Here is a 16906-nt window from a genome sequence, read left to right as displayed (position 1 = left end):
TGTGACGACGGGCAACTCTGGGGTCGGTGCCCACTTCGCAGCGGTATCAGGCGCATGTCATGGCGACAGTGGCGCCATCTCACGGCGCCGCCCAGGAACGCACGCGTCGGCGCGTTCCTCGCGCTGCTCTGCGCGTTCCTCGTGGTGCTCGACGACGCCGGCGCGTACCTGGGCCTCGGCGATCCTGGCCAGCGTGGCGCGTGCCTCGTGCCGCCGCTGTCCGGTGGGCGCGAGCCGTACGGGAGCGAAGAGGGTGACCTCGGCGACCAGGTGGCGGGTCGCCGTCACCCGCAGGAGGGAGGCGAGAAGCGAGTCGTCTCCGACAAAGCAGCAGCGGGTCGACGTCGAGTCTCCCTCGCGGTAGCGCAGTGTGGCCGGGCGTACGGCGGCGCCCGCGTCGATCGCCGCCTGGAACACGGCCGGCCGGAACTCCCCCATCCCACGCCCGCACCACGTCGTACCCTCGGGGAACGCGATCACGGTGTCGCCCGCTTTGAGGGCGTTCGTGACCGTGGCGACGGCCAACGGCAGGGCGGAGAGTCGTTCCCTGTCGATGAACAGCACGCCCGAGCCCGCGGCCAGCGTACGGATGAGCGGCCACTCGCCGATCTCCCGCTTCGCCAGCGGCCGTGACGGGACCGTGGCCGCCATGACCAGCGGGTCGAGCCAGGAGACATGGTTGGCCACGAGAAGCGCGCCTCCCTGTCCCGGGGCGGTCGGCGCGCTTCGTGCGTTTGGCGCGGTCGGCGCGGGCTGTGGTTCGGTGTAGAAAGCGACGTCGGCCGTGGTTCTGACTCTGATGCCGAGGGCGCGCAGCAGCAGCCGTGCCCACGTCCTCGTGATCTCCGCTCGCCAGGCCGTACCGGCTCGGCGAGTCGCCAGGGCGATCGAGAGGCCCGCGAGCAGCACGAGGACGGCCGCGAGGAGCCGCGCCACCCGGTGGAGGGGACCGGCGAGGGCGGCGGGGGGCTCCACACAGTCGTCGGGAGTGCACGGTCCCATGCGGAGCCAGGGGTTGATCTCCACCGGGCCGGCCGCGGTGCCGGTCACCGCGGTTCTCCCAGGAAGTGCCGCAAGTAGCGGGCGTTGACGTTGGCCATCGAGAGCAGGACGAAGAAGTCGGCGGTGCCGAAGTCACGGTCATGCGCGGGCGCCCCGCACACCCAGGAGCCCAGCCGCAGGTAGCCGCGGAGCAGCGCAGGCGGTACGAACCGGTCGGAACGGGCGGCGCCCTTGATCCGCCACGGGTCGCGCGGCGTCACGCGGTACTCCGCCGGGCCCAGCGGCACCCGATCGACGACCCCGGCCGCGACCGCGCCCCCGTCGTCGAGGGGTACCGAGCAGCAACCCGCCAGCCACTTGTGGCCGCCGTTCACCATGTAGCGCGCGATGCCCGCCCACATCAGGCCGACCACCGTGCCGGCGCGGTGATCGGGATGTACGCAGGTGCGGCCCGCCTCGACCAGGTCCTTCCTGAGGACGGCCAGGTTGCGGAGCTCGAATTCGGCGTCGGAGTACAGCCGGTCCGTACGCCCCGGAGGGAGCAACCGGTAGGTGCCGACCACTTTGTCGTCGTAGCGAACAAGGAGGTGGTCGCAGTACGCGTCGAACCTGTCCGCGTCGAGACCGGAGATCGGGCTGTCGAGCCGTGCCCCCATCTCCTCGACGAAGACCTCGTGGCGAAGCCGTTGCGCGGCCTGTACGTCGGCGGCGCTCGTGGCCATGCCGACTGTGTAGCGGCCGGTTGCGGGGCGGCCGGTGAGAGAGATCGTCATGGGCGGGCGTCCTTCCCTGAAAGCGTCTCGCGACCATGTCGACATGCCGAAATGACGGATACGTCTCCCATCGGGGGCAGCGAGGCGTCCGCGTGGTGAACCTCGTAGACGACCACGGCCGAGGGGTCAGGACTCCGGCGGTCGAGAGCAGGGAATCGGCAGGTCGGCCGCCCGCTGTGCTGCCCCGTCGAAAGGCAAAGCTTACGTGCGAGCTGGGCGAATCCCCCGTGTGGAGCCCGTGGGAGGCGGCGGCCGCATCCTAAGATCAATCCGTGCTAGAAACGGTGATTTCTCTCATCTTCGCCGGACTCTTTCTCAGCTTCCTCATCTATTGGGTCATGCAGCTGGTCAAGGTCATGCGGCAGCGGCGCATACACAAGTACACAGACCCGATGAGGGCCATGGACATCACTGGTCGCGTGCGCCAGCTCAAGGTGCGCGGCGACGAGGACGAAGCCGTACGGCTCGTGCAGGACGAGCTTGCGATGCCCATGGCCAAGGCTCGTTCCTGGGTGAAATCCATATAGGGCAGGGGCGCGTGGCCCCTGCCCGGCGTCACCTCAGAGCTTGGAGACGTAGTACATGTTGCCGCCCGGCTGGATGACCTTGGCCAGGGTCGAGGCGCTGAGGGTGTGGGAGCCGCCCGTCGGCTTCCACGGGTCGTACACGGTGATCGTGCCCTTGGTCTTGTTGTAACCGTAGGCGACGATCGCGTGGCCGATCTTGGTGCCCTTGACCTTGCCCTTGTTCCAGGGCAGCTGCTCCATCCACACGGCGATCACCGGCGCGCGGCGCAGGTCGCCGATGTTCTGCGACACCCGGCTCATGAGCACACTGGGGTTGCCGTCCGCGTCGGTAGGGATCGTGTACTTGTAGCCGCGCGACTTCACGTACGCGTTGATGACCGGTACGGCGTTCGCGCCCTTGGTGCCGGAGGTCGTGGTCTTCATCTTCTTGGCGAGGGTGGCCTGGCTGACGTTCACGCCGAAGCTCGACAGGCTCATGGACGACGAGGCGGGCACGCAGTAGTAGTTCGTCTGCTGCCGCTGTCCCTTGAGCGGGAGCGTGTAGCTGAGGGGTGTGAAGATCCCCATCGGCTTCGCGCTGGCGGTCGGGCTCGGGGACGGTGTCGGGGTCGCCGGGGTGGTGGGGGACGCGTAGGCCGGTGTCAGAGCGGTCAACTGCAGAGCGCCCACCGTCGCTGCCGTGGTGAGGGCGATGCCGAATCCCGTCTTACACTTCTTCACTTGATCACTCCGCACATGACTGCTGACAGTGGTCAAGGACCGTAGTTGATTGCCCCAATGGTGCGCAATTTGCCATCGGGACGGATGGTGTCGCGCTCAGAACAGGGTCAGTGGCTCGCTCGGCATGGGTTCGGGCAGGGGCTCGACCTCGGGCACCCGGACCCGTACCTCGTCGTGAAACCGGCGGGCGAGGCTCAGCGCGTCGGCGTTGTCGGGGGTGTGGACGAACACCGTCGGCGAGCGGCCTTCCCGCAGCCATTCAGCGACCGTGGCGACCCACTCCTGCCAGCCCTCGACCGTACGTTCCGTGGCGTCCCGGCCGAGGTAGCGCACGATCGGACGGTCGGTGAGAGCCGTCGACCGGCGCGGCACGCGCGGCTTCTTCGTCCACGCGTCTCGTTCGGCGTCGCTGGTCGGAGGGCTCTGGAAAAGGGTGGTGGTGTCGAACGGGACCCATTCGGCACCGGCACGGGCGAGCACGCCTTCGAGCAGCCGTACTGACCGCGCGTCGTCGAAGAACGCCCGGTGACGCACTTCGACGGCGTATCTGTACGAAGGAGGCAGGCCGCGGAGAAAGCCCGCGAGGGTGCCGAGGTCGGTGGGCGCGAATGACCCCGGCAATTGCACCCAGAGGGCGTGGGCCCGCGATTCGAGCGGCTCGATCGCGGACAGAAAGGCGCGCAACTCCTCGTCGGCGCCCGCACCGGTAAGGCGGCGCTCATGCGTGATCGACTTGGGCAGCTTGACCACGAAGCGGAAGCCGGGGTCGGTCTGGCGGGCCCATGACTCCACGGTGTCGCGCGCCGGTGTCGCGTAGAACGTCGTGTTGCCCTCCACCGCGTTGCACCAGGTGGCATAGGCCCGCAGGCGTTCGGCGGGAGGAAGCGGATGAGGCAGGAAGCGTCCCTGCCAAGGCACGTGCGTCCACATCGCGCATCCCACATGAAGCCGCATGGCCTCGACGCTACCCGGGGGCGGCTGCGACGCCTAAATCGAATGCGCCACCGCAAGCGGAACAGCCGCAAAATTTCATGTCGGAGAGATTGATGAAAAGAACTTTCAGAGTTATCTTCATGATCGACCCTCCCGACGCAGCTCTGTCACCACGAGGCTCACCGACATCAGGACCTGGGCGCCACCGTATCCCCCCATACGACTCGTTCAGAGAGGCAAGCATGCCCACAACTGGCAAGCCGACCTGGCCCAAGACCCTCAGAACCACGATCACCGCCCTGACGCTCACTCTCGCGACGGCACTGATCCCCCAAGCCGCCTCAGCGCAGGACAGCAGCCTCATGGCCGTGTCCCACAAGAGCCCGTTCAACTGTGGGAAGACCTTCTACGCCAACAACTGGACCGGGACCCCCGCCCACAACCCATCGGGCTCCATCGACTGGCAGGACTACGGCGGCGATGACATCAACGGTGAGACCGTCCGCGCCACCGCTGCGGGCACCGCGTACTTCTACGACGCGGGAAGCACGAGCTATGGCAAGTGGATAGAGATCCAGCACAGTGACGGCACCAGAACCCGGTACGCCCACCTCGCGACCCAGGTGAAGGCGGCCGGCAGCTCCATGACCGTCAGCCAGGGCACCACGATCGGGACCGTCGGCTCGACGGGCGGCGCCAACGCTCCCCACCTGCACTACGAACAGCGAACCTCCAGTGGCGCGATGGACACCAGCCCGACCGTGGACGGCGTCACCGTGTCCTTGGGCCAGAAGAAGGCCGTCACGAGCACCAACGCCTGCGGTGGCAACCCCTACACCCCCGAGGAGGTCTGCGGCAGCGGCTATTCCGTCATCGACTCAGCCGCTCTCACCGGCGGTCGCACTTACCTGCTCTACAACTCGGGTAATGGCTACAACTGCGTCGCGACGTTGAAGACGACGAGCCTCGGCACAGCGTCGGCGGTGTCGGCCTTCCTGGAACCGGAAGGGGAAAACCGGACGACCGACTCGGGCAGCTACGACTATTACGCGGGACCGGTCAAGCGCAGCGCGCCCGGAAAGTGCGTCAAGTGGGGCGGCTCGGTCGGCAGCAGCTCGTACACCAGCGGCTTCGAACACTGTGACTGACCTGATGGCCGGTCGCTGAAACGTTCTGTCGAAGGCCACTGCCCAATCATGGGTAGTGGCCTTCTGCTATTGACGGGACCGAAATCGGAGAGAAAGCCTATTTCAATTCTCTGAGATGATCGTCCCGTCGGTCGCCGAGGCAGGCGACGCGAAGAACGCGGACAGCGAGAAGAGCGTGGCAGCGGCGATCACTAACGCGACGATAGCTTTCCTCATGGCTAATTAGGCTATCAGCCGAAGTATCGCCCGTCTGTACTGAACCCTTTAGCGATTTCCAGCTATTCGCCGGCCACGTGCTGGTCGAAGAAGCCGAACGTACGCTGCCACGCGTCGTCCGCCGCTGAACGGACGAGACCGTGACGCAGCGGAAACAGCGCGAGTTTCGCGACGGGATGATGGCCGTCGGTCATGAAGGAATGCCCGGCGGCCGGATAGATCTCGACGTCGTGCTCGATGCCGAGCGCCGCCATGTGCTCCCGCAGCCGCCTGCCGTGCGACCGAAATCCCTGGTCGCGGCCACCGTAGGACGCCACGACCGGACACACCGACCGCAGCTCCTCCTGATGCCGGGGAACCACCCCATAATTCACCGATGCGGCTCGCACACCGGGCGGCGCGCCCGCCGCATACGCCAGGGCGAACCCCCCACCCATGCAGAACCCGATCACACCCAGCCGACCACCGTCGACGTCCTCACGACCGGCCAGCCACCGCCGGGTCGCGTCAATGTCAGCCGTCGGCCGACCCGGCTTACCGGTCGCGAGCTGGTGCATGGCCCGCGCCAGGCACCCGACCCTGGTCCCGTGGCTGTACAAATCAGGCAGGACCGCCGCGTACCCATGCTCGGCGAACAGATCCATCACATCAAGCATGTCCGGTTCGACGCCGTAGATTTCGTGCACGACCACCACGCCCGGCCATCCGGCCACGGGCGCGGTCCCCTCGGGCAGCGCCACCGTCGCCGCCAGTGAATCGCCGTCGGGCAACGGAATGCGCACGTTTTGTCTCATCTGTACTCCTTGGAGAGCGCCACGATGGAGTCGCTGGTACGTATGTCGGTGTCTCGCCACCGGCGCATTCGATGTGCTCGGTACGCATGTCCCACCACCGCATGTATCCCGTCATGATCCCCCTTCCTCCGCCTGACGTTCGCCGGCCCTCCTCAGCGCGGAGAGCGATACGCCGTCACCCGTAACGGCCGGCACATCGGTGTGCGATCATCAGGCTCATGACATCGACCAGAAAGGGCCATGCCGCGTAGGCGCCCTTCTGAGGTCCGTACGCGAGGATCGGCATGCGGAACCCACAGAGCTCTGATCCATCAGGTTCCCGGGCTCGGCCGTCGCCCCATGGCGGCGGTGATCGCCCTTGAGCACACCTGGATGCGACCTGGTGCGATAGCGGCGGCCTTGGTGGCTTGGCAGGAGGCAGCCCTCGTCGGGACCGCTGACCGCGTATTCGCGAGGTGCTTGTGCGATCACTGCACAGGAGACATACCCCGCTGGCGACTTCACCAGGCTCTTGTCGCCTTACCCCCGTGGGCCAGACCGTCTCTGTACGCCTTGGTGCTCCCCGTCGACCAGTATTACCTCCGTCGAACCTCTCCAGCTCCGCCTACGTCCCCCGATTCCGATTGGGCATGGTGGGAACGACGGCGCCTGCGTGGGAACCGGACCATGTAGAGGCGAGCATGGAGCGCGACGCTCCAGGGCCAGATGGAACGGGATGGCACGCCCAAAAGGGTGTAGGCCCATCTGTCGAACCACGGGGAAATCCATGAAGCACAAGAAGTCATCCCTGTCCATCTGGTCGTCCACGCGAGCGGGCGGTGCCGTCCTGGCCGCGGCCGCGCTGCTCTCCGTCTCCTCTCCCACCCTGGCCCAGGCCACCACGAGGCCGGTCCTGCCGCCGTCAGGCGGCGTGGTCTACGTCACGAATGCCCGCTCCGGTGATGTTTCCTCCCTGGCGATCGGCCCGGGGGCGGTCCTCAAACCGCTTGGGAAGCCCGTGTCCACCCTCGGCAAGTTCCCCCGGGGCATCGCCCTCACCCCCAACGGAGCCACCGCGTACGTCGTCAACAGCGACTCCGACACGCTCTCGGTGTTCCGCGTGGGGGCGCAGGGCGCGCTCCAGCCGGATCCGCGGATCGTCCAGACCGGCGACGAGCCGTGGGGGGCGACCGTCTCCCCGAACGGGCGCACCCTGTACGTGACCAACACCGCCGACAGGACGATCTCGGCGTACCGGATCGGCCTCGACGGCAACCCCAGCAAGCTCGGCGACTTCCGCGCCACCTCCGACAACCCCAAGCAGACGGTGCTGTCCCCCGACGGGCGCTTCCTCTACCTCTCGTACGCCGATGTGGACGAGACCGCCGACAGCCCGCCACGAGTCATCACCCGATTCGCCGTGCGCTTCGACGGCACGCTCGGACCCGCGCAGGACGTGGCGAAGGTCGGGCAGGCCGACTTCGGGATCGCGATCAGCCCGGACGGCGGCTTGGTGTACGTGACCTCGTTGGTCGGGCAGAACGTGTGGGGGTTCCGGCGCGGCGCGGACGGCGCGCTGACGCCCGTGCCCGGATCGCCGTTCCCCGCGCCCACCGGCCCGGTCGGTCTCAAGGTCACGCCCGACGGTCAGCACCTGTACGTCGCCAGCAACGACCCCGACGTCGACACGGCTGCCGGTGGCCTGCTCGGCTTCACGATCCTCGCGGACGGCTCGCTCAAGCCGACCGCCGACTCCCCCGTCCACACCCCTGATCACGCCGAGGTGGCGGCGGTCGCGATCACGCCGGACGGCCGGGACGTCTTCGCCGCCATCCGGGACACGAACCAGCTGGCCGCGTTCCAGATCGGATCCGGCGGCACGTTGAAGGAGGCCACGGGATCGCCGTTCCTCACAGGTGGGGAGCGGCCGCTGAGCCAGTCCATCGCTGTACGCCCGGTCCCCGCGCCTACCACTGCGCAGTAAGGACCCAGTGCCCTTCGCGGGTACGCCCGAAATTCACACAGCGCATAGCGACCTTCCGGTGACAACGCTTTGCTGCACCGGAAGGTCTGAAGCCCCAGCGAACCTGGCCCCGGACGGCCGCGCGGCTCCCACAACCGGCGCGATCTCAGACCTTGAAGAACAAGCTCAGAAGTGAGTGATCGAGTAGTAGTACCAGCAGGCGAGGAGCGCCATCAGGATCACGCTGGCGATAAGGATCCCCAAGGCGATTCCGAAGAATCTACCGCCTGATCCCCGGAATCTCAGGAAGGCGCCCATAAGCGCCCCGAACACAGGGAGCCCGACCAGGATCAGCGCCGGAACGCGCAATTCCTGGAGGCCGTACTCGTTCACCTCGATCACGACGCGGCGAACCGGCATGATCATGAGGGCCGCGCTCAGGAGAAGGACGGCAGCAGCGGCGGGCCGGTAGCTGAGCTGGTCCGGTTCTGCGGAGTCGGCGATCATAGTGACTGGATGCTCCCACCGCCCATCGGTGGGAGCAAGCTTGTATGTCGGCCGAGGGAAGTCCCCATCGCGTCGACACCGGTCAGGGGTGCGCAGGCGAAGCCTGCGCTCAGGAAGGGCGTCCGAGCGAAGCGAGGCCCTCCAGGGGGGCGGTAGCCCGCCTGAGTGAACGTCCGGAGCGAAGCGGAGGCCCTTTCTACGGGAGCGGAGAAATATCGGGCCGGCGTGAACTCTTCGGCGGAGCAGCGGTAAGTACATGCGAATCTGCCCACTTGCCGCACCAGGCACCGCGTGAAGGAGCTGACCAGTTCATGGCCGAACCGGCGATAGCCGAGGCCGCCGACACCGATCTGATCCGCCGATCGTTGCGGGAGCCGGAGGCGTTCGCCATGGTGTTCGACCGGCACGCGCCCGCCCTGCACCGCTTCGCGGCTCGCAGGCTCGGTCACGACTCGGCCGAGGACGTGGTGTCGGAGACGTTCCTGGCGGCGTTCGAGCATCGGGGCCGCTACCAGTACGGCCAGGTCAGCGCCCGGCCCTGGTTGTACGGCATCGCCTCGAACGTGATCGGCAAACGGCGGCGGCGTGAGGTGGCCCGCTACCGGGCGTACGTGCGGGGCGGGGTGGACCCGGCGGAGATCACCGGCGGGCCGGTGGAGGACGGAGTGGGCACGCTCGCGGTCAACCGGCCGCTGGTGGCGGCGCTGGCCGGGTTACGCGCCGGGGACCGGAACGCACTGCTGCTGGTGGCGTGGGCGGAGCTGACGTACGAGGAGGTGGCCGAGGCGCTGAACGTCCCGGTCGGGACGGTGCGATCCCGGCTCAACCGGGCGCGCAAGAAGGTTCGCCAGGCGCTGGAAGGAGCAGATCATGGATGAGATGGAGCAGCTCGGCCGGGTGTGGGCCGAGATGCCCGAGGCGACCGAGCGCGAACTGGCGGGCTCGCGGGCCGCCCTGGTGTCCCGGTTCGACCGGCCGCGCCGCGGGTGGCCTGCCGTGCTGCCGGTCCGGCGCGTCGCGCTGGTCGGCGCGATGGCGGTGACGCTCACCGCCGGCATCCTGGTCACCGAGGTGGGTCTGGGCGGCTCTGCTCCGCACACCCCCGGCTACCTGGTCGCGGCGCCTCCGGCCGACGCCAAGGCGCTGCTCGGCCTGGCCGCGCGGGCCGCCGCCGACCAGCCTGACGTGGTGCCGCCCCGCGGCCAGTACGTCCACACCAAGATGCTGGCCCAGCGCAGCCTGTACACCAAGGACCGGTCGGGGAAGACGCAGTACACCAAGGTGCTGGTCAACGAGGAGCGCTGGGAGGCGGCCGACGTGGGCAAGCCCTGGCTGAGCCGCACGCAGGGCCTGTCGGCCACGGGACCGGCGCCCCGCACCTACTGGGACCGCGGCGTCGAGGACATCGTCTACGAGTCGGGGGCCTGTCCCGGCCTGCCGGCGTACGCCCGGCTGGGCGCCTGGCCGACGGACCCCGCCCAGGTACGCGCGAAGATCGTGGCCGACACGGGCGAGGAGCCGCTGCGCATCTGGCGCTCCCTCCAGAGCCTGGTCCGCGAGTCCGTGGTACGGCCCAGCCTGGGCGCCGCGCTGTACCAGGTCGCCGCCGGGCTGGACGGCATCGTGCTCATCGGCGACTCCGTGGACGCCGCCGGCCGCCCCGGCCTGGCCGTCGCCATGGACGAGGGCGACGGCACCCGATCCGAGCTGATCTTCGACCGGAAAACCTACCGCTACCTGGGCGAACGCACGATCAACACCAGGGACAGGAAGGTGAAGATGTCCGCCCAGGCGATCACCGAAAGGAAGGGCGCGACGCAAGGCACCGCCGTGCTCGACGCCGATCTCGTAACCGGGCTGCCCGAGGTGGCGCCGAAGGCGTCCCACATGAAGATCCCCTGCTGAGACTTTCCCCCACCTGATCCGGCCTTTCGGCCGTGAGTTCTGTTTCGCATGTCCGCATACCAGAAGGAGAACAACCCATGCTCATCGCCAAGGCCATCGCGGCCACCGTGCTCGTCGGCTCGTTCGGCGCTCTCACCTCATCGCCTCCGGGGGGCGACGCCGCGTACGAGCTGCAGACCAAACTGGAGGCGAAGCGTGTCGCCTGCATGACGGAGAAGGGCCTCGACTACGTGGCCACCCCGATGCCCAAGCACAATTGGCAGCCCGGGGAGTGGGATCGGCTTCAGGGTGACCTCAAGGCGCTGCGGGCGTATCGGGCCAAGTACGGCTTCGGCGTCTGGGCCGAGAACGCCTTCCCGAAGGACGAGGTGGTCAACCCCACCTTCCCCGACAACCCGAACAACAAGACGATGATGTCGCTCTCGGCCGACAAGCTGAAGAAGTGGCGCGCCGCCGATGACGCCTGCTTCTCCGAAGCGGCCAAGGAGGTGCTGGGCAAGACCGTCACCTCCCAGGACGACTACTGGGATCAGCTCGAAGCCGCGCTGAAGAAGGAGCTGAGTGTCCTCGACAAGGACAAGCAGCTCGCGCAGCTGGGCAAGCAGTTCGCCAAGTGCCTGGGAGTCAGCGAGACCAGGCCGACCGCACTGAACGGTCTGGGCCGCAGGACGTACTGGCAGCAGGTCACGGAGGTCGCCAAGAAGACGTGGAAGGGCGAGCTGCCCAAGGTGCCCAAGGGCAAGACCCTCGTCCTGAAGCCGAAGCTCAAGCCGGAGGAGGCCAAGCCGTACCTGGACAAGGAGATCAAGGCGGCGCTGAAGGACCTGGAGTGCGGAAAGGAGTTCTACCCCGCCTACTCCCCCAAGGCCCAGGAGATCAACTCACGGGTCACTCTGGAGTTCGGCCGGGAGGGGACCGGCCGGGAGGGGACCGTCTGACGGGGAGCTCTTGACGGCGCTTCCGGGCGGGGGCCGCGCCGTCTGAAGCAGGCCATAGCCGTCTGAGCAAGCCGTAACGGAGCAGGTGCCGCTTGTGACACGCGAGCGGCACCTGCTGTCGTCGCCGTACGCTGAGTCGGCAAGTCCGCCGTACCGACGTGAGGAGAGCTGACCAGCGTGAGCCTGGCCTTCGCCACTGAGGTGGGTGGTCTCAACCGTGAGAACGAGGACTTCGTCGGCGCGACCCCTGACGCGGTGGTCGTTCTCGACGGCGCCGGCTATCCCGCACGCCTGCAGACCGGATGCGTCCACACCGTGGCCTGGTACACGCGCATGCTCGGCTCGTCCTTGGTCTCCACGCTGACGGCCGACGACCTCCCGTTGACCGACGTGTTGGCCGAGGGCATCGAGACCGTCTCCGCGCTGCACTCCTCGACCTGCGACCTCGCCCATCCCGGATCACCCGCGGCAACCGTGCTCTTACTCCGCCGGACAACGAACTCCCTGGACTGGCTCGTACTGGCGGACTCCATCCTCGTCCTGGACCTGAACTCCGCCACGGAACCCATGGTGGTCAGCGATGATCGCCTGGCTGATGTCACGGCGAGTCTGCGAACGCACCTGGACACCCTGCCCACCGGCTCCAAGGAGCACGAGCAGGAACGCCTTGGTTCCGTGGAAGCCCAGCTCCAGCACCGCAACCGTGACGGAGGCTACTGGGTCGCCTCCACCGACCCCCTCGCCGCCGAACACTCTCTCACCGGCAGCGTTCCCACGGCCGCGGTACGAGCTGCCGCGCTGCTCAGCGATGGGGCATCGCGCCTGGTCGACTGCTTCGAGCTCGCGAGCTGGCGAGGCCTCCTGAACGTCCTGGAAGCCGACGGTCCCGCCGAACTCATCAACCAGGTCCGTACGGCCGAGCACACCGACCCCCACGGCGCCCGCTGGCCACGCGGCAAGGCACACGACGACGCCACCGCCGTCTACTGGCGGCTCTGACGCCTGGACGAGAGGGCCGCGTGCGCCTACCCCAGTTGAGCGAGGTCTTCTTCGCTCAGCTTCAGTGTGCCGGCGGCGATGTTCTCCTCCAGGTGCGCCGGTGAGCCGGTGCCGGGGATCGCCAGGATGTTGGGGGATCGGGCCAGCAACCAGGCCAGGGCCACCTGCGGCACCGTCGCACCGTGGCGGGCGGCGATGGCGTCCAGATGCCCGGCCTTGATCGGCTGGAACCCGCCGACAGGGAAGTAGGGGACATAGGCGATGCCCGCGTCCGCGCAGGCGTCGACCAGTGGGTCGTCATCGCGCTTGGACAGGTTGTAGAGGTTCTGGACGCAGGCGATGGGCGCGATCGCGCGGGCCTGGGCGAATTCGTCAGCGGTGACGTTCGATACGCCCAGGTGGCGGATCAAGCCTTCCTCGCGCAGCTCGAGCAGCGTTGTCAGGGGCGCGGCCAGAGACGTCTCGGAGCGGTCGTGGCCACCCATCCGCAGATTCACCACGTCCAGGCGGTCGACCCCGAGCGAGCGCAGGTTCGCCTCCACGCCGCGGCGCAGGCCGTCCGGTGTCAGGCCGGTCATCTCGGCCGCCGGCAAGGCGACATCGGAGCCCTCGACCAGCGCGCCCACCTTGGTCACGATCACCAGGTCCGCCGGGTAGGGAGACAGCGCCTCCCGGATCAGCTCATTGGCCGCCACTCCGTCACGCGCGTAGTAGTGCGAGGTGTCGATGTGATTCACGCCGAGCTCCACCGCCCGGCGCAGGATCGCCAGAGCCGTCTCCCGGCTGGGCCGACCACCCTGCGGCCAGCCGGTCAGCTTCATCGCTCCGTAACCGATCCGCGCGACGCTGAGGTCGCCGCCCAACGGCCATGGGTTCATTGTCACGATCGACACTTTAAAGGCCGCTGTCGTAATCGCCCGCTTGTCTACGCGGCGGGTGCGTGGGAATCGGTCGTACTTCGGCGGGCCAGCAGGACGAGGCCGATAGCTTGCAGCGTCGCGGCAACGCACAAGACAAGCGCTCCGAGCGGAAGCAAGCCGGCGAACCAATGGGGGGCTCCGGTGGCACCACCGTCACCGACCATGATCGACCCCCACCTGCCCAGGGTGAGCAGCACGGTGTACGGATACATCACCCACAAACCGCCCGACATTGCCAGCACACCGAGCTTGATCCGCCCCCGTAACCGGGGCAGCAGGAGGGAGAAGACGCTGAGGAGGACTGTGACAGCACCTACCGGAAACGCCAGTCTGCGCACGGTACTTCGGATCCCGACCAGATCCTCTGCCAGGCCCTTGAGATCCATGGGCTCGTCCGCTCCAGACCTGATGTTCATCTCCACGTTGTGCCCGATGGTCGTATCGACGGTGTACTGAATCGCCGCATGGAGGCCGACCGCGTAAACCGCTGAAAGCACAAGCCCCGACACCATCAGAATCGGTCCCCGCCGGGCGGCCGCGATCATATGACGTCTCTCCACCCTTGCTGTCACGACTAAAAGAGAGCGGTGGACGCCAGCTTCGCCGCGCCAAGACCGATCGCCACCGCCCCCACCGACATCCCCGCCACCGATGTACTGCGGTTGTACACCGTCGCTATCGTGGCTTGCTTCCGCAGCCCAGGCCAGGCCAGCGCCGCCGCGATGACCCCGAGCCCCGGCATCACCCAGCCCTGGGTCAGCCGGGAGCCGACGAGGACGGCGAGCAGCGCGAGGATCAGGGAGACAGGACCGAGACGATCGATTAATCGGGTCATGGAGAGCGAGTGTAGAACCCTCGCCTGCCACCGGATCGATCAAGCGTGAACGCGGACGCACAGGCGGCAGCTGCGGCCTGCCGCCCCCGCGAGCCTCACCCGTGGGCGCGACAACGGCCAGCGCCGACGTTTCCTAGCGACCTTGGGCGAACTGCCGCAGCGCGGGAGCGAGCACGTCGGCCGTGGTGCCATGATTCTCGCCCGGTACGGCCCGCAGAGTCGCGGTGGGAAGGAGATCGGCCAGCGCCTGGGCCCCGGTGATCAGCCACGGCATGGTACCGGTGCCGTGCATGACCAGGACGGATACGGTCACCGCGGCCCAGCGGTCGCGGGGCAATGGAGCGCCGGACATGGTGGTGCCCATGATCCGCCCGTCGTAGGCGATGGTGTGCGCCACCTCTTCCACGGCGGGCCAGAACGGGGCCTGTCGCATACCGGCGACGGCCTCGGCGGGGACGCCCGCCGCCGCAGTCATGAACAGCTCCACCGCGTCGCCCGGACGGCCGTCGGCGACGCAGGCGTCGAGCCGCTCGACGTAGTCGGACGGCAGCGGTGGGCGGCTGTCGTCGACGACGAACGGCGGCTCGAACAGCGCAAGCCGAGTGATCGGCAGGCCGGCGGCGGCGGCGTGCAGGGCCAGCACGGCCCCTGAGGACCAGCCGAACACCATGGCCGACCCGCCGGCGTGGTCGATCAGGGCGGCAAGGTCCTCGAACTCGCGCTCCACCGCGTACGGCGCGGTGTCGGTGCTCTCGCCGCGACCACGGCGGTCGTAGGCGTAGACCCGGAACTCCTCGCTCAGCAGCTGCCCCACCTCACCGTTGGTCGGGTTGACCATTCGATGGGCGGTGGCCCCGTCGATCATGATCAATGGCTGGCCGTCGCCCCAGACGTCGAAGGCGATCTCAGTGCCGTCCTTGGACTGGACAGTGCCCACCTTGGCTCCTCCAAGTCGTACCGTACGGTACTGTACCGAAACGGTGAACAGTACCGTACGGTACACTCCAGAGGCTGTCAACGTTCGCCTCAGCGCGAACCCTGGAGGGCCCAAATGCCGCAAGCCGCAGACACGCACGCGCAGACACGGCGCCGGATCATGGATGCGGCGCTGGAGGTGTTCCTTCGTGACGGCTACGTCGGTGCCAAGACCGACGAGATCGCCTCTGCCGCGGGCGCGTCAAAGCAGACGATCTACAAGCACTTCGGGCCGAAGGAGAGCCTGTTCGAGCAGATCGTGCTCGACCGCCTCGTCGGCATCGATCAGATCTTCCGCAACGCCATGGGCGACCTGGCGGCCACGGATGATGTCGAGACCACCCTGCGGGCGGTCGCACGCCAGTTCGTCCACGCCCTCACGCAGCCTTCGCACCTGCGTGTACGCCGCCTCGTCATCGCCGAAGCCGGCCGTTTCCCGAAACTGGGCCACGCCTACTTCGAGGCCGGCCCCGAGCGTGTGCACGCCGCGCTGGCGTCCTGCTTCGAGCAGCTGACCGGCCGCGGACTGCTGCGTATCGACGATCCCGTCCTCGCTGCCAACCACTTCACCTGGCTCGTCTCCTCGATCCCGGTCAACAAGGTCATGCTCTGCGGCGACGACATCCGCTTCGCCTCATCCGAGCTCGATCACTACGCCGATGCCGCCGTCAGGGTCTTTCTCGCCGCCTATCGCACGGCCGGGGCCCAATGAAGCCGCAGCACCAAGCCGATTTTCACATCTGCGCGGTGAGCAGGGCATCGGCGAGGCTGGTGCGGGCGTAGAGCACCGAGCGGCCCGCTCGGTGGGCGCTGGTCAGACCGGCGGCTCGCAGTGCGGTGAGGTGCTGGGACACGCCCGCCGCGGAAATGCCCGACCGGTGGGCAAGTTCGGTGGTCGAGGCGGGTGAGTCCAGTTCGGCCAGGATGAGCGCTCGGGATCGGCCGATCACGGCCGCGAGAGCCTCCATGCGGTCATATGTCCGGCGCTCCCACAACGTGCCGATCCCGCGAGCCGGGTAGGCCAGCTGAGGTGGTTCGGACGCGACTGACCGGGTCAGCACCCGCGGCCAGGCGAAGACCGACGGCACCAGGAGCAGGCCGGCTCCGGTCTCGATCCTGGTGACGGCGCAGTGCCGTTGCACGAGGTGGAGGCCGCCGTCTGCCCAACGCACCGTGTGGTGCAACTCGTCGAGTGCCTGGGCCGTGCCCTGCTCGGCCACCTGGCGGGCCCGGTGGAAGACGTCCGCCTCCAGCACCGTACGAATCCTGGCCCAGTATGGCGCTATCGCGAGCCCCCAGTAGACCTCGATCTCCGCGACGATCTGAGGCAGGTAAGTCCGAGGGTCCCGGTGAAGGCTCCGCAGCCGCGCGGGCAACCGGCCGTCGCGCTCAGCGGCCAGGCAGTCGAGGTCCCGCCGTACCTGCTCGGGTTCGGTGACCTCGATGGCGGCCAACTCTTCGGGCAGATCGGGGGACGCGGTCGCCGGCGCCGGGTTGAGAAAGTCGGGGAGGTGACCGATGGGCGGAATCATGTCGGCCAGCCAACCGCGATCGAGACCTGCCGCCGCGAGCCGAAGGCGTACCTGGTCGGCCCAGCCGCGGTGCGGGTCCGGCACCGCGGCGGCGGCCAGCGCTCTGAAGCTGGTGACGACTTCCCACATGGGCGAGACGGCGAACCGGGTCTCGGCCAGATCGTTCACCGAAAAGGACAGCCGCGCCTTCATGCCGCCTCCATTACTCCCATGATTCGGTCTGAGCTTAATCAGTGGACG

General features: G+C 67.9%; 19 protein-coding genes. 8 read left to right on the top strand and 11 right to left on the bottom strand.

The genetic code is table 11. The features are described from left to right. Nucleotides 1-57: 57 nt before the first annotated feature. Together ACQP2T_RS00590 and ACQP2T_RS00585 are read right to left on the bottom strand one after the other, a co-directional pair. On the bottom strand, nt 58-1050 hold the full coding sequence (locus ACQP2T_RS00590) for a lysophospholipid acyltransferase family protein (RefSeq protein WP_433514239.1): 993 nt from the start codon (nt 1048-1050) through the stop codon (nt 58-60). After that, entirely contained in the window at nt 1047-1775 is a 729-nt protein-coding gene (locus ACQP2T_RS00585; RefSeq protein WP_433514238.1) for a GNAT family N-acetyltransferase, read from the bottom strand. Before ACQP2T_RS00585 ends, ACQP2T_RS00590 begins: the two co-directional genes overlap by 4 nt. A gap of 272 nt (nt 1776-2047) precedes the next feature. Here ACQP2T_RS00585 and ACQP2T_RS00580 point away from each other — a divergent pair, with 272 nt between their 5' ends. After that, nucleotides 2048-2302: a hypothetical protein gene (locus ACQP2T_RS00580; RefSeq protein WP_357938325.1), complete on the top strand. Its 255-nt coding sequence runs from the start codon at nt 2048-2050 to the stop codon at nt 2300-2302. Between the two features lie 33 nt (nt 2303-2335). On the opposite strand, the gene ACQP2T_RS00575 is transcribed toward ACQP2T_RS00580, so the two are convergent. After that, on the bottom strand, nt 2336-3022 hold the full coding sequence (locus tag ACQP2T_RS00575; RefSeq protein WP_433514237.1) for a C39 family peptidase: 687 nt from the start codon (nt 3020-3022) through the stop codon (nt 2336-2338). A 96-nt stretch (nt 3023-3118) separates the two neighbouring features. Then, complete coding sequence (locus ACQP2T_RS00570) at nt 3119-3976, bottom strand: DUF72 domain-containing protein (protein WP_433514236.1); 858 nt, start codon at nt 3974-3976, stop codon at nt 3119-3121. A 221-nt stretch (nt 3977-4197) separates the two neighbouring features. Between ACQP2T_RS00570 and ACQP2T_RS00565 the strand changes: the two genes are divergently transcribed. Further along, a complete protein-coding gene (locus ACQP2T_RS00565) occupies nt 4198-5103 on the top strand; it encodes a M23 family metallopeptidase (RefSeq protein ID WP_433514235.1) in 906 nt (301 codons plus the stop codon). Nucleotides 5104-5381: 278 nt separating this feature from the next. Here ACQP2T_RS00565 and ACQP2T_RS00560 read toward each other — a convergent pair whose 3' ends face one another. After that, nucleotides 5382-6113 (bottom strand): dienelactone hydrolase family protein, encoded by a 732-nt coding sequence (locus tag ACQP2T_RS00560; RefSeq protein ID WP_433514234.1) that lies wholly within the window; start codon nt 6111-6113, stop codon nt 5382-5384. 766 nt (nt 6114-6879) lie between these two features. Between ACQP2T_RS00560 and ACQP2T_RS00555 the strand changes: the two genes are divergently transcribed. After that, nucleotides 6880-8076 (top strand): beta-propeller fold lactonase family protein, encoded by a 1197-nt coding sequence (locus ACQP2T_RS00555; protein WP_433514233.1) that lies wholly within the window; start codon nt 6880-6882, stop codon nt 8074-8076. Nucleotides 8077-8241: 165 nt separating this feature from the next. Here the strand turns inward: ACQP2T_RS00555 and ACQP2T_RS00550 are convergent, their stop codons facing one another. Beyond that, the gene (locus ACQP2T_RS00550) at nt 8242-8562 is read right to left on the bottom strand and encodes a hypothetical protein (RefSeq protein ID WP_433514232.1); all 321 of its coding nucleotides are present in this window, start codon (nt 8560-8562) and stop codon (nt 8242-8244) included. Between the two features lie 311 nt (nt 8563-8873). On the opposite strand from ACQP2T_RS00550, the gene ACQP2T_RS00545 reads away from it, so the two are divergent. From ACQP2T_RS00545 to ACQP2T_RS00530, 4 genes are all read left to right on the top strand, one after another. Continuing rightward, nucleotides 8874-9440 (top strand): RNA polymerase sigma factor, encoded by a 567-nt coding sequence (locus ACQP2T_RS00545; protein ID WP_433514231.1) that lies wholly within the window; start codon nt 8874-8876, stop codon nt 9438-9440. Beyond that, complete coding sequence (locus ACQP2T_RS00540; RefSeq protein WP_433514230.1) at nt 9433-10467, top strand: CU044_5270 family protein; 1035 nt, start codon at nt 9433-9435, stop codon at nt 10465-10467. The genes ACQP2T_RS00545 and ACQP2T_RS00540 overlap by 8 nt, the downstream gene beginning before the upstream one ends. A gap of 77 nt (nt 10468-10544) precedes the next feature. Continuing rightward, on the top strand, nt 10545-11405 hold the full coding sequence (locus ACQP2T_RS00535; RefSeq protein WP_433514229.1) for a hypothetical protein: 861 nt from the start codon (nt 10545-10547) through the stop codon (nt 11403-11405). Nucleotides 11406-11582: 177 nt separating this feature from the next. Next, a complete protein-coding gene (locus tag ACQP2T_RS00530) occupies nt 11583-12404 on the top strand; it encodes an integrase (protein WP_433514228.1) in 822 nt (273 codons plus the stop codon). 26 nt (nt 12405-12430) lie between these two features. Here ACQP2T_RS00530 and ACQP2T_RS00525 read toward each other — a convergent pair whose 3' ends face one another. The 4 genes from ACQP2T_RS00525 to ACQP2T_RS00510 form a co-directional block, all read right to left on the bottom strand. Beyond that, nucleotides 12431-13282, bottom strand: a complete 852-nt coding sequence (locus ACQP2T_RS00525; RefSeq protein WP_433520009.1) for an oxidoreductase — start codon at nt 13280-13282, stop codon at nt 12431-12433. Nucleotides 13283-13329: 47 nt separating this feature from the next. Further along, complete coding sequence (locus ACQP2T_RS00520) at nt 13330-13869, bottom strand: hypothetical protein (protein WP_433514227.1); 540 nt, start codon at nt 13867-13869, stop codon at nt 13330-13332. 29 nt (nt 13870-13898) lie between these two features. Continuing rightward, complete coding sequence (locus tag ACQP2T_RS00515) at nt 13899-14159, bottom strand: hypothetical protein (protein WP_433514226.1); 261 nt, start codon at nt 14157-14159, stop codon at nt 13899-13901. A 133-nt stretch (nt 14160-14292) separates the two neighbouring features. Beyond that, the gene (locus tag ACQP2T_RS00510; RefSeq protein ID WP_433514225.1) at nt 14293-15096 is read right to left on the bottom strand and encodes an alpha/beta fold hydrolase; all 804 of its coding nucleotides are present in this window, start codon (nt 15094-15096) and stop codon (nt 14293-14295) included. A 114-nt stretch (nt 15097-15210) separates the two neighbouring features. Here ACQP2T_RS00510 and ACQP2T_RS00505 point away from each other — a divergent pair, with 114 nt between their 5' ends. Beyond that, entirely contained in the window at nt 15211-15846 is a 636-nt protein-coding gene (locus ACQP2T_RS00505; RefSeq protein WP_433514224.1) for a TetR/AcrR family transcriptional regulator, read from the top strand. A 22-nt stretch (nt 15847-15868) separates the two neighbouring features. Here ACQP2T_RS00505 and ACQP2T_RS00500 read toward each other — a convergent pair whose 3' ends face one another. Continuing rightward, nucleotides 15869-16858 (bottom strand): DUF5937 family protein, encoded by a 990-nt coding sequence (locus tag ACQP2T_RS00500; RefSeq protein WP_433514223.1) that lies wholly within the window; start codon nt 16856-16858, stop codon nt 15869-15871. Between the last annotated feature and the right edge of the window lie 48 nt (nt 16859-16906).

The sequence above is a fragment of the Nonomuraea sp. CA-143628 genome (genome assembly GCF_050942315.1).
Lineage (GTDB): Bacteria > Actinomycetota > Actinomycetes > Streptosporangiales > Streptosporangiaceae > Nonomuraea.
The sequence above is the reverse complement of the archived record's forward strand: the minus strand, read 5'-3'. Positions and strand labels throughout refer to the sequence as shown.